Source organism: Mongoliitalea sp., from assembly GCF_054166905.1.
In genome coordinates, this window is record NZ_JBSZCK010000010.1 from 14,576 (window position 1) to 28,704 (window position 14,129).

The 14,129-nt window shown below is 40.2% G+C and carries 7 protein-coding genes; 1 reads left to right on the forward strand and 6 read right to left on the reverse strand.

Annotated features, from left to right (window positions below):
* Positions 1–128: 128 nt before the first annotated feature.
* Positions 129–1,991: an SLC13 family permease gene (locus tag ACXIUD_RS02210; protein WP_458050978.1), complete on the reverse strand. Its 1,863-nt coding sequence runs from the start codon at positions 1,989–1,991 to the stop codon at positions 129–131.
* A 215-nt stretch (positions 1,992–2,206) separates the two neighbouring features.
* Here ACXIUD_RS02210 and ACXIUD_RS02215 point away from each other — a divergent pair, with 215 nt between their 5' ends.
* The gene (locus ACXIUD_RS02215; RefSeq protein ID WP_458050979.1) at positions 2,207–4,129 is read left to right on the forward strand and encodes a tetratricopeptide repeat-containing sensor histidine kinase; all 1,923 of its coding nucleotides are present in this window, start codon (positions 2,207–2,209) and stop codon (positions 4,127–4,129) included.
* Here the strand turns inward: ACXIUD_RS02215 and ACXIUD_RS02220 are convergent.
* The 5 genes from ACXIUD_RS02220 to ACXIUD_RS02240 all read right to left on the reverse strand — a co-directional run bounded on the left by ACXIUD_RS02220 (position 4,074) and on the right by ACXIUD_RS02240 (position 13,795).
* Positions 4,074–4,883, reverse strand: a complete 810-nt coding sequence (locus ACXIUD_RS02220) for an EcsC family protein (protein WP_458050980.1) — start codon at positions 4,881–4,883, stop codon at positions 4,074–4,076. The two genes, ACXIUD_RS02215 and ACXIUD_RS02220, sit on opposite strands and share 56 nt — an antisense overlap.
* Before the next feature lie 660 nt (positions 4,884–5,543).
* The gene (katG, locus tag ACXIUD_RS02225) at positions 5,544–7,814 is read right to left on the reverse strand and encodes a catalase/peroxidase HPI (protein WP_458050981.1); all 2,271 of its coding nucleotides are present in this window, start codon (positions 7,812–7,814) and stop codon (positions 5,544–5,546) included.
* A gap of 217 nt (positions 7,815–8,031) precedes the next feature.
* Positions 8,032–10,458 carry a TonB-dependent receptor domain-containing protein gene (locus tag ACXIUD_RS02230; RefSeq protein ID WP_458050982.1) on the reverse strand — a complete coding sequence of 809 codons (2,427 nt, stop codon included), beginning with the start codon at positions 10,456–10,458 and terminating at the stop codon, positions 8,032–8,034.
* Between the two features lie 233 nt (positions 10,459–10,691).
* Positions 10,692–11,501: a glycoside hydrolase family 16 protein gene (locus ACXIUD_RS02235; protein ID WP_458050984.1), complete on the reverse strand. Its 810-nt coding sequence runs from the start codon at positions 11,499–11,501 to the stop codon at positions 10,692–10,694.
* 158 nt (positions 11,502–11,659) lie between these two features.
* Positions 11,660–13,795, reverse strand: coding sequence for a M3 family metallopeptidase (locus ACXIUD_RS02240; RefSeq protein ID WP_458050983.1), 2,136 nt, complete (start codon positions 13,793–13,795; stop codon positions 11,660–11,662).
* Positions 13,796–14,129: the final 334 nt, after the last annotated feature.

Sequence of the window (14,129 nt, forward strand, 5' to 3'; positions counted from 1 at the left end):
TGTACGGGTAAACAAACAATTTACAAATACATCCCAGCTTATATTTTCAATCTATTTCTAACCCATTGATTTTCAATTTTATTTTTTTCTAATCAAAAGCCATAACATCAAAATATGGGCTCAGCAACTTAAAATGGCAAAAACACAGGAATCAGGAAAATACTCAAGATTAATATCAGAATCGTAAACGGCACCCCCATCCGTACAAAATCCCCAAAAGCATAATTTCCAGGAGCTACCACCAGCGTATTGACGGGTGAAGATACCGGCGTCATGAAGGCAGACGATGCCGCCAAAGTCACCGCCATCGCAAAAGGATAAGGCGAAACACCCAACTCAATCGCCATAGAAATGGCGACCGGTGCCATCAGGACAGCTGTAGCCGTATTGGATATAAATAGTCCCAATACTGCCGTAATCAAAAACAAGGCGCCTATGCCTACTCTAGGAGCCGAATCCCCTACCAAATCCACTAAAACATCAGAGGCCAATTCAATCCCACCTGTTCGTTGAAGCGCTAAGGAAAATGGCATCATACCAACGATCAATACCAAACTTTTCCAAGAAATCGCATTATAAGCACTATTCATATCAATGATCCGGAACAACCCCATCAGCAATGCACCGATCAAGACAGCCAAGACATTCGGCATAATTCCAGTAACCATAGCTGCAACAACCAAAGTCAAAATCACTATTGCGTGTAAGCCTTTTGTGTGTGCAGGAAGCATATCATCAAACTCCGCAGGTAAGTGCAATAAAACCACATAAGACCTGTCATCTTGCTGAAAACGCTTGATGTCATCCCAGAAACCAGCAATTAACAAAGTGTCCCCTACTTGCATCTCCTCATCCAAAAATGTATCTTCAATCAAGCCATCTGCCCTCCACAAACCCAAAACCGTTACCCCAGAATCAGAACGCACACGGGCATCATGAATGGTCTGACCTACCAAGGGAGAATTGACAGGAATTATTGCCTCAGTCATTCCGAGCTCTTGGGATAAATCAGTCATATACCGCTTTCGATCTGTCAAGAGTAATCTTTTTAGTCCATACTGCTTGGTGAATTTGGAAAGTTGCACCCCTTGGTCTGCCACATCAAGTAGCAATACATCGCCTTCTTGTATGGCCATCTGTTTATTGGGACGGTGAAATACGGTCTGACGTTTATCTCTGCGTTCGATGGCAAACAAATGAAGGCCACGCTCCGAAAAATCCAACGCATCAAAATTTGATCCCAATAATTGGGAATCCTCCTGCACCTCCAAGCGGTACTGTCGCTGTCTAAGTTTGTATTTCTGTATCCAATCATCAATCGTTGGGCGCTTCCTTTTACTTTTCTTACCCGCATTTCGATCGGGAATAAACTTTCTTGCAAAAATCATGTAGCCTAACCCCATGATCAAAATAGCAATCCCGAACGGCGTAATTGCAAAAAATGAAAACCCATCCAGTCCCTGACGAACCAACTCAGAATTTACCACAAGGTTAGGAGCTGTAGAAATCAAGGTCATCATCCCGCTGATCAGTGCCGCAAAACTCAGCGGCATCATCAGTTTACTCGGTGAAATACCAGTATTTGAAGAGATACGTAAGACTACCGGAATAAAAATAGCCACAATTGCAGTAGAACTCATCACAGAACCCAAGCCTGCAACTGCCACCATCAACAATATTAATAGTTTGACTTCTTGATTTCCAGCCTTTTTATAAATCCAATCACCTATGTTTCGAGCCACACCTGTGCGCACCAACCCCTCACCCAGCACAAACAAAAGCGCAATCAACACAATATTAGGATCACTAAATCCAGTCAATGCCTCATCAATACTCAATATTCCTGTTAGTGGCAAGGCTGCAAGCATGATCATTCCAACCGCATCCATGCGAGGCTTATTTTGAACAAACATGATAATGGCTGAAAAAAGAAGCCCTAATACCAACAGTAAATCCCAATTCCATTGATCCAAAAGAAATAATTCGCTCATAACAGTTATAAAATTAGGTCTCCCCTTGAAACCAACTACTTTACCTACATGCCTGTGTAAAATCGGGGGGAGGAATCAAATAAGTTTTAAACATCAACAAAATTAAAACCCAAAGATTCACAATTATTCTAGAAATACCCTTGTAAGCACTTTCTAATTCCAATAAATTGTCCCAATTTAGAAGTCGTAAGTCATGATACAGTATTAAATTAGCCGTGAGAGTATTCCTAGTTACCTTTGCCTATTTCTTGATTTCTCTAAATACCTATGCACAAAAAGATAGGATTGATCAGTTGATCGAAAAAGCAATAGGTATACGGTACAGTTCAGTTGACTCCGCTCACTTTTTTATCGATGAAGCTGAAAAGCTAGCGAAGGAAAAGGGTCTTTTCCCCGAATATGAAGCTAAAATACTTATCCACCGAGCTGGTAATAACTATGTAGCAGGACGCTATGAAGCTTCCATGGCAGATTATAATAAAGCCTATGCATTTCTCGAAAACACCAAAGATCAAAAAACAGATTTGATTAGGGCTATCAATGGGCTTGGTCTGATCGAATTAGCGCAACACAATTACCAAGCAGCTGTCAATTACTGGGAAAATTGCCTGCTGCTTTCTTATGAAGTGGAGGATTCTCTAAGCATGATTCGCACTCATTTCAACTTAGGCTTAGGATTATCAGAACTCCAAAGATTCCCGGAAGCCATTGAGCAGTTAGAAAAGGCAATAAACATGTCAATTCTAACCAGCGACAAGGCCCATGGCATGATGGCTACCAACAGATTGGCTAATGTATTTTACCAATTGGACGATTTAGAAAATGCTTCCAAACTCTACCAACAAGTCCTTCAGCAAGCATCGGAATCCAATTACTGGGAGCTGTCTTTTGCAAATACAGGTATGGCGGAGGTCTTGATCAAAAATGAAAACTGGCCAGAAGCACTGACTTTTGGAGAACAAGGTTACACAAACGCAAAACTAGTAGGCGCATTTTGGGATAAGCAAAGAGCAAGTGCTGTATTGACCCAAGTATACGAAAAGCTGGAACAGTTCCCTCAAGCCTTAGCTTATGCCAAAATCAATAAGCAAATAGGAGATAGCTTGTATAGTCGAGAAAAAGCTACAGAAATTAACTTTTTAAAACTTCAATTGGCTAACTCCGAGAATCTGAAGCTTAATCAGGAAAAGGCAGCTATTCAGAAACAAAACAATCTGTATAGTTTAATTACTGGGATTTTAATCATATTTAGTACTTTGTTAGGAATCGGCACATGGCTGATTATCCGTAATAACAAACAAAAAAGTAGGTTAAACCAAGACCTAGCCTATGCCAACCAAATATTAGAAAACCAAAAACAACAAATTGAATTACAAAACTCTTCCCTCAACGATATCAATCAAGCAAAAAACAAACTCTTCTCCGTACTCTCTCATGACCTAAGAGCTCCACTCAACTCCATCAAACAGTTTATGGAGCTAGAGAAACAAAATGTTTTCTCCGAGCAAGATAAGGAAAGAGCAAAAGAATTGATGTATCAACAGGTCATTCAAACAGAACGCATGCTCAACAATCTCCTAGATTGGTCAAGATCTCAATTAGAAGGTTTACGGACTTCTCCTTCATCCGTAGATATCAGAAAAGAAATGTCAGCAATTATCCAACGGTTTGATCATCAGATTCAATTAAAGAAAATCACTATTCAACATATATTAGAGAATGTCCCCGAGTGCAGAGTAGATAAAAACCACTTACACATCATTCTTCAAAATGTATTTCACAATGCTATAAAATTTTCTCCTTTTAACGAAGAAATCAGCATTCGATACACTTGCGGAAACAATTTTACAACCATACATATACAAAACTTCGGGGAGCCTCTTTCTGAGAAAAACCGAAAATTATTAGAGTCCAACATCCAACTGAGTCAAAGTACCAATGGTACTGCAAATGAAGGGGGTTCTGGATTGGGACTATTCCTAGTAAAGCAATTTATTCAAATTAATGCTGGCATTTTAAAAGTCGAAAGCTCTGCCGATGCAGGGACCACATTTATCATCAGCTTACCAATAGCTACAGACCTTACACATCAAAATAACGCATCCGAAATGCCTGCATTGCAAAATTCCCAAGCTTAGCACTGAGCTTGTAATTGGCGACTGCACCCACTCCCGCACCTATCACAGGTATCAATTGCAGAAGCTTAACTAAGTCTAAATAATCTCTGTAGGCCAACTGAAAAGCCCTCCAATCAAACGCTTCAACATGATCTGGATACTTTCTTACATAGTCATTCCAGTTTTCAAGCAACTTGATGGTTTCGTTTCTGTTTTCTTGAGATGAAAATGTCAGCTTAAAGACATAAAGCAAAAAAATACGCTCGTGCAGATTTTTGGTATCATACCCATACAAACGGGCAATTTCAAAAAGCATTTTCATCTTGATCATCAAAAATGCAGGTAAATCAGCCAATCCCAACAAAATACCTCCAGCTCCAGTAACAGCGCCTTCCACACTAGCCGTCCGCTGATAAATAGTAATAGTTTCCTTTACTTTGCATTCACGCTCCTCTAAAGAACCTAGCACAAGTGGACTACCTGTGATATATTGATTGCCTAATAATACAGCCTTGACCATCTTTTCCATAGCATAAGTAATGGTCTGATGTATCTTCTCGGGTATAATTGTGTTAATTGCTTGTTGAGCACCCGAAGTGACTATACCCACTATACTAGGACGTTGGTTGACTTCCATAAGCCAGGCAGTCATTTCAGCTAAAGCAATTTGTTCGTAGGTAGCAACATTTTTCCCCATAGGGAAAGCTACAAAAAAATAAAATTCCTGCCTTGAATTATGGGCTAAATTCAAGACAGGAATTTTACTTAGGGACAAATTACGCGTAATTTTGGTTGTTTGACGAGGGATAATCTCGAACAAGCTTATTGCTAAACTCCTTCAAATAGGACTCCCCCAGATCCCTGACTACAATTACCCAATCCTGATCGAGGCGGAAGATACCTTTCTCAAAACAAAACTGAAAGCTCAAGTCATGAAAACCGAGATCAGTGTGGGTATGATACTTAAAATTGTAGCCCATTTCACACAATTTCAAAAAAGGAACTTTAACATACTCTTGACCATCTCTGAGAACAGTAGCTAAAATCCTTTGATTCGTTTTCAAGATGCTAAGGACGTTACGAACCTCCCCGCTATCCACCGAGCGCCTGTGATTATTGTGACTGTTTCTACAATAATCGTCACAAAACTTCTTATCAGACCGACCACGAACCAGCTTTCCGCAGTACAGGCAAAAACTTTTGATAGTGTACATGGTGTGAAAATTAGAATGTGAAAAACCATATGTTTATGTTTCAAACCTAAACAAATTATTTACCAAAAAAAATACCCAAATTTGGGTATTTTTTAATTAAACAGCATTGAATTTAGAATTAAATACGACATTTCCTATACAAAACAGAATTTTAATCAATTAAAAAAAAGACCGAGATTACGAATAATCCCGGTCTCCCACTATGGAAATTAAATTTCTTATCAATTATTAGCTTGATAAACCAACTCAAATCTATCTAACTGCATCACTTTTGTCCATGCACTCACAAAATCTTTTACAAATTTTTCCTGATTATCCTGCTGCGCGTATACCTCAGCAAGTGCTCTTAACTCAGAATGAGAACCGAAGATCAAATCCGCACGGGTAGCAGTAAACTTAGAAGTTCCTGTTTTTCTATCCAATCCTTCAAATTTCTCCTTGGTATCATCGATAGCTTTCCACTCTGTGCTCATATCTAGAAGGTTTACAAAGAAAGCATTGTTCAATTGTCCTTGCGCATCAGAGAAAACTCCATGCTTAGAGCCATCATAGTTAGCACCAAGTGCTCTCATACCCCCTACCAATACTGTCATTTCAGGAGCAGTCAATGTCAACAATTGTGCTTTATCTACCAACAATTCTTCGGTTGAAATGGTATACTGAGTTTTCAGGTAATTTCTAAAACCATCAGCAATTGGCTCAAGCAAATTCATAGACTCAATATCCGTTTGCTCTTGAGTAGCGTCCATACGGCCAGGTACAAAAGGTACCGTAATGGAATGACCTGCATTTGCAGCAGCTTTTTCCACAGCAGCAGAACCTGCCAATACGATCAAATCAGCCATAGAAATTTTCTTAGCTCCGTTTTTAGCATTGAAATCAGCCTGAATTCTTTCATAGACTGCCAACACTCTTTGTAATTCAGCGGGATTATTTACTTCCCAATCTTTCTGAGGAGCTAGACGGATACGGGCACCGTTGGCACCTCCTCTTCTATCAGAACCTCTATAAGTAGAAGCTGAAGCCCAGGCCGTAGACACCATATCAGAGATGGACAAACCAGAGTTTAACAACTGCGTCTTCAGTGCAGCAATGTCCTGCGTATTTACCAACGGATGGTTGACTGCAGGAATTGGATCTTGCCAGATTAAATCAGTTTTTGGAGCTTCAGGGCCAAGATAAGTAGTCTTTGGCCCCATATCTCTGTGCGTCAACTTAAACCAAGCTTTCGCAAATGCCTCATCAAATTCCTCTGGGTTTTCATAAAATCTTCTGGAGATTTTCTCATATACCGGATCAAATCTCATGGATAAATCTGTGGTCAACATAGTAGGTGTATGGCCTTTTTCAGCATCAAATGCATCTGGATATAATACCTCAGCATTAGTCGCCACCCACTGATAAGCCCCTGCTGGACTCTTTGTCAATTCCCACTCATGTTCAAACAAACTCTTAAAGTATCCAATCGACCACTTCGTAGGTGTCAAGGTCCAAATTACTTCCAATCCAGAAGTAATCGCATCTGCACCTTTTCCTGATTTGTAAGAGCTTTTCCAACCAAAACCTTGCTCTTCAATACCTGCTGCTTCAGGTTCTACACCAACATATTCAGCTGATGCCGCACCGTGCGTTTTACCCAAAGTATGTCCACCAGCAATCAAAGCAACCGTTTCCTCATCATTCATACCCATTCTGCCAAAAGTCTCACGGATATCATGAGCAGCCAATACTGGGTCAGGATTACCATTAGGCCCTTCAGGATTCACATAGATTAATCCCATCTGTACAGCTGCCAAAGGATTTTCTAACTTTCTACCTTCGGAGTAACGGGTATTATCTTCCAACCATTTGGTTTCTGAACCCCAATACACATCCAATTCAGGCTCCCACACATCTTCTCTACCGCCAGCAAAACCATAGGTCTCAAAACCCATAGACTCCAATGCCACATTACCGGCCAAAATCATCAAATCAGCCCAAGAGATTTTATTGCCATATTTTTGTTTAATTGGCCAAAGCAATCTTCTTGCTTTATCCAAATTAGCGTTATCTGGCCAGCTATTCAATGGAGCAAAACGCTGTTGTCCAGCTCTAGAACCACCTCTACCATCACCAGTTCTGTAAGTACCAGCACTGTGCCAAGCCATACGGATGAATAAACCTCCATAATGTCCGTAATCTGCTGGCCACCAATCCTGAGAATCAGTCATTAAATCTGTCAAATCTTTCTTCAATGCTTCATAATCCAAAGAATTGAATTCTTGGATATAATCAAAGTTTTCACCCATTGGATTGGACAAAGAAGAATTTTGTCTCAAAATACCTAGATTCAACTGACTTGGCCACCAGTCGCTATTTTGTGCAGCACGTGCAGTGCTATGGCTTCTCTTGGTCGCTCCCGACCAGCCATCAACACTCGTTGGGTTCTTTTGCGCTTCTGCTCCAAAAACGAAAAGGAACAGTAACCCAAAAATTAAAATGGATTTTTTCATAGAAGTATAGTTATATATTAGATAATTCAATACGACAAAAATACATGCTGATGGCACCCCCTGAAAATTGAAAGAATCAATCAGTGATAGAGAAAAGCTTATGAATGTTAAAAAATCATATATGTATTCTATAACAAAAAAAAGGAGTCTCGCTCTTGGAAGACTCCTGAATTACAAATGTATAGCTAACAATTAATGGCTTCGAAATCCTACTTTTTTAAAGCTTTAAGCCTGCAGTAATGAAGAATGTTCTACCATCTGCCGGCATAATTCCCGGTCCCGGATATCCACCCGCTCTTCGAGTAAAGTACATTTCATTTAATAAATTATTGATTCCTGCCCTTAGGATGAAGTTTCTACCAATATTCGCAGAACCTGAAATATCCTGTACCCTATATGCTGGAATCAAACCTACAGTAGCAGCTGCATTTGGTGTTACGGTGTTAGACGCATCTGCAAATGCATCCCCTATATCGCTCAACTGCCAGGTAACGGAATACTTATTGTATCGGTAAGTCACTCCATAACGATTGATTCTTCTAGGAGCATTCTCTACACGATTGCCGTTCAGATTTCCTTGCACAATCTCTCCATTACTAACGGTAGTTACTGGAAAATCTCTGTATCTAGCATCCACAAAAGCAAGCGATGCAAACATATGTACATAGCCAAATCTTGAAGTTTTTGCCAAAGCCGTCACTGGATCAAACTCCACATATCCTTCAAAGCCCTGACTCACTGAAGTACCCAAATTCGTCCGGAACTGATTGATTCTTCCATCAGGTCCCAACTGGGCGATGGTACCGATTCTATCCGCATAATTCAAATAGAAATAGCCCACATCAAACTTCATCCAGTTTTGAATAGCCCCACGGTAGCCAAAATCAAAGTTAAAACCTCTCGAATCCTGTAAGTTTGGATCAATAATATCTGTAGTAGCGGGAGGAGTCAAATCAGAGATCAATACCGGCCTGTATGCCTCAGAGAAATTAGTGTAAAACTCAGTAGATCTGGTAACCTTATATTCTGCACCTACACCAAAAAGCAAGAAGTTACGTGTGGTTTGCTGTGGCAGTAAGAAAACTTCCGAGTCATCCACTACATTAAACAATCCTTCCATGTTGGAAAATATGCGCTCAAAACGCACACCGGCTGTAGCCAAGAATCGGTCACTGAATCGGAATACATTTTCAACAAATGCAGCATGATTAATATTGGTAAATTCCAACTCTCTTCTGTAAATCCCTCCGTCTATTAAATCAAAGTTCATTCGGGTCCCATTATCCCCTTCTCCAAATTGTCTTCGATCTATAAAGCCATTGAAATAACGTAAGCCCGCTGCTAGCGTATGCGACTTACCAAACAAACCATAATCATGGGTCATCCTCAACTCTGAACCATAGGTTGTGTAAAAGTCACGGTCAATCTGACGATTACCCATTGGGTCTTCTTCAAAGATAGGCCTCATAAATCCGATAGAATTTCGCTCGGCAAAGGTCCCAAAAGCCTTCCAGCTGAATTTGGTCTGATCGCTTAGCAAATACTCGGCTGTTACAGCAGGAATAAACCAAGGCGTACTAAACCAGTTTCGGGCTCTCGTACTTTGACGGGCATCTTGAGCAAACTGCTCATCCGTCAATCCACCTGGCTGCTGGCTTTCAGTATTCATGTAAGTCATTTCTACCCCTAAAAGCAGTCGATTGCTAGCGGCATAATTCACTTCTACGTGCGCATGGTCTGTATCAAAAAAGCCATTCTCTCTCCAACCATTACCTCTTCTTTTCTGATAATATGCTGTGTAACTCCACTTCCCTTCCGTGCCTCCCAAGTAATTGAACGTACTGAACATCCCATCATTACCAACTGTATTGAGTGTTTCAAATGTAAATCGAGTCGACTTATCCGGCTTTCTCATCACAAAATTCATCAAGCCACCAAACTGTGACCCATATTGTAAGGAGGAAGCTCCTCTGATGATTTCAATTTGCTCCACCACTTCCATAGGAGGTGTAAAATACGCTTCCGGATAGCCCATAGGATCAGGGGTGATATCATACCCATTCATCCGCACGTTAAACTCCCATGATCTATTGGGATTCAAACCTCTGGAAGCCACTCCCAATTGAATACCAGAGCCATCATTTTCCCAGATTGAAATCCCCGGAGTACGGGCAAAAATCTGACGGCTGTTATTCATCGCCAAGTTTGCATTGATCTCAGTAACACGAATTACTTCTGTTTTTTTACCGGCATTGATCCGAAACTTATCTACCTCAGGGAGGCGCTCCTGTCCCATGATTCCACGGCTAACTGAAAATTCGAAAGCATCTAGTGTCAATAAATCTTCCTCCAACATCAACTCGAAAGACTGAGGCTCTGACCCATCCACGACAAAAGAAACTTTAGCATCCTTGTAACCAAGCATACTGGCTTTTAACGTGTAATTCCCTCTAGGAATATCTCGCATCTGGAAATTCCCATCCGCATCTGTTTGTACACCACGAACAGTTCCTTCCAATACAATTGCCGCCCCAACCACAGGTTCATTCTTTTCATCTTTTACCGTTCCTTTGATTGCCCCTCTTTGAGCAAACACACTCACTTGAATGAAAAACATTAGTGCAAAACACCAGATTGATCTCATAAATCGCTTAGCTTTATTTGGATTTAGTTTAAATAGAGCGCAAAAGTAGCAGAAGATTTCATATAAAAAACGTTTATTTAGATTAATTATAAATGAAATAATTTTATGGAATCCATAAAATTATTTCATGATTTCAGAATAAAAATTGGCTAAACACTCGCAAACAAAAAATACTATCAATAGTTACGGACTAAAGAGACGTTCTCTTGTTTTTCATGGAAGCTTTTTTTGCACTACGGCTTTTGACTGTACACCCGAACGTAGTCAATTTCCATCCTTTGCGGCCAAATAGTAGGATCAACCCCTTTAGAGCCTCCCCAATTTCCACCGACAGCAATATTAAAAATCAAATGAAAACTTTGATCAAATGGCCATTCCGCAGGATCATTGTTCTTTGTGTTGATAAAACTATGGTATTTTTCTCCGTCAATAAAGAAATCAATTTTATCTTCTGTCCAGTCAATAGCATATAAATGAAACTCCTCTGAACAGGTTGGAACATGCATTTGCTTCCCACTTTGAGTACCCTTCATATGATTAAATGATTCCGTATGAACAGTTCCATGGATGACCCCTTGATCATACCCCACATGCTCCATAATATCAATCTCTCCGCTTTTTGGCCAGTCCCCATAATTTTTTTCCTCCGGAAGCATCCATATAGCCGGCCAGGTACCTAATCCTTGAGGAATCCTTGCCCTCACTTCAATATAACCATATTTCCAAGCAGCTTTTCCCTTGGTCAGAAGACGGGCAGAGGTATACCCTTTTTCAAATGTACTATCCCTATGCACCTCAATTATCAAAACCCCATTTTCTACTCGGGCATTCCGCTTATCATTCTCTGTATAGTATTGCAATTCGTTATTTCCCCAACCATGATCACCAACATCATAGCTCCACTTATCTGGATTGGGCAAGCCGTTTTTTGAAAATTCATCCGACCAAATTAGGAATTTAGATTCTTGAGAAGATCCACAAGAAAAGAAAAAACTACTCAGCATGGCAAATAATAATAAAGGGAATTTGGAAGTTCGAATCATCATAATCAACAGCAGACATCTATTATAGAGCAATTTTATCAAATATTTAATTCAATCAAACAAGTTTACTGGTATTTGTATAATTATTAACAAAAAAGGGCAGGTCATAAGACCTACCCTCCTGATTTTATTTTAGCTTATGATACACTATAGAGTAATTACTTCGTACGATCAACCTTTACTTTGTCTAATCCTCTTTTGCGAAGCAAGGCATCAATTTTTGGTTCCTCCCCTCGGAAATTGACATACATGGTCATCGGTTCATCTGTTCCACCTCTTTCCAAAATCTCTGTTCTGAAGGCTTGTGCTTTTTCCTGATTAAACAGCTCCGTTTCCTTAAAGGCTTGGAATGCATCCGTATCCAATACACCTGACCAAATATAGCTATAGTAACCGCTTGAATAACCTCCGGAAAAGATATGCTGGAAGTAGGTACTCTTATGACGAGGAATGATTTCACCAATCAAGCCAATCTTCTTCATACTTGCCACTTCAAAATCATTGGCATTCATGGTGATATCAGCTGTTTGGGTATGATAATCCAAATCTAAGAAAGACGATGCCAAATACTCCGTAGTTGCAAAACCTTGACCGAATGTCCCGCTATTATTCAATTTGGCGATAATTTCATCAGGGATAACTTCACCGGTTTGGTAATGCTTCGCATATTCCTTCATTACAGAGGGCTCTGTAGCCCAGTTTTCCATAATTTGAGATGGCAGCTCTACAAAATCTCTTGGAACCGATGTACCAGCCAAACTTCTATACTGTACATTCGATAAAAGTCCATGCAAAGCATGTCCAAATTCGTGGAAGAAGGTAGTCACTTCATCAAACGTCAATAAAGCAGGAGCATTCGCTGTTGGCTTGGAGAAGTTACATACAATAGAAATTACCGGCGCTTTTCTTTCTCCATTTTCCATTTGCTGCGGTCGGTAGGAGGTCATCCAAGCCCCACCTCTTTTAGAAGCTCTAGGATGAAAGTCCATATACAAGACACCAACATGGGTGCCATCAGCTTCTTTCACCTCGTATGCCTTAGCTTCTGGATGATAGGTTGGAATGTTGGAGATTTCATTGAAAGTAAGACCAAACAGGCGATTGGTAACCATAAATACACCTTCCTGAACTTTATCCAAAGAGAAGTAAGGCTTTACTTCTTGCTCATCTAAATCAAATTTTTGTTTTCTAAGCTTCTCCTCGTAGAATCTCCAATCCCAAGCTTCAATTTGATAATCAGCACCTTCAGCCGTTGCAATGGCTTGCATTTCAGCACGCTCTTCTTTCGCTTTTGCCAAGGCAGGAGTCCATAACTGATTTAACAAGGCATATACATTTTCTGCATTTTTAGCCATCGTTTCCTCCAATACATAATCGGCATGAGTTGCATATCCGAGTAAATTAGCCTTGACTCTTCTCAAATTAGCCATTTCTATCAAGGCTTGTTGATTATCATGTTGATTGCCTTGTCCACCTCTTTTTTGGTAGGCATCCCAGATTTGCTTTCTCAATTCTCTATTTTCAGCATACTGTAAGAAAGGCATGATACTTGGGTTTTGAAGCGTAAAAACCCACTTACCATCTTCACCAGCAGCTTTAGCTTCCGCCGCTGCAGCCTCCCTTAATTCCTGAGGAAGACCTGCTAGATCAGCCTCATTATCCACCACCAGTTTAAACGCATTGGTTTCAGCCAATACATTTTGGCCAAACTGTAGACTCAATACGGATAATTGACTATTGATTTCACGGAGTTTCTCTTTATCAGCTTCATTAAGATTAGCTCCATTTCTTACAAAGCGTTTATAAGTCTTATCCAACAATTGTGCTTGCTCAGCATTCAGACCAAAAGCAGCCTGATTCTCATATACGGATTTTATACGCTCGAATAATTGCTCATTCAAGGTAATGTTATCAGAGTGCTTCGAAAGCTCCGGTGCCATTTCACGCGCAATAGATTGAAGTTCATCGTTGGTATTAGCAGAATTTAGGTTGCTAAAAACAATATTCACCTTCGCTAATAATGACCCCGCATTCTCCAATGCTTCGATAGTATTTGCAAATGTTGGCTCTTCGGTATTTGCCACGATAGCATCAATTTCTGCTTGATGTTCTTTAATTCCCTCTCTTAAAGCAGGTGCAAAATGTACGTTTTGAATTTTATCAAAAGGGGGAACTTCAAACGGCGTATTATAAGCCTCAAAGAATGGATTATTCATGTCAGATTTTTCTTCGCTCTGTCCACAGGCAAACAACATCGTCCCTGCAGCCATAGCCATCAGCATTGATTTTTTCATAAGAATTACTATTTGGGTTTCAATTACAAATATACAGAAAGTGGCTGATTGGTGGTGGGTTAATTAAGTGATTTAGGAGAAAGGCTAAAGGTTAAAGGAGAATGGTAAAAGGAAGAGTGAACAGTTGGCAGTGAACAATGAACCACCACTTCATCATTCGAAATTCGGCGTTCATCATTCGACATTTCAACATTATCAAAAAAATAGCTTCCCTGCCTCCGCGGACTCTGCGAAAAACTTTGGGCACTCTGCGGTTAAAAGATCTCCGTATGGGTTTCACGCAAAGTCGCAATGGCTCAAAATTTTAGTAAAAGAACCATCTCCTCTACTTCCC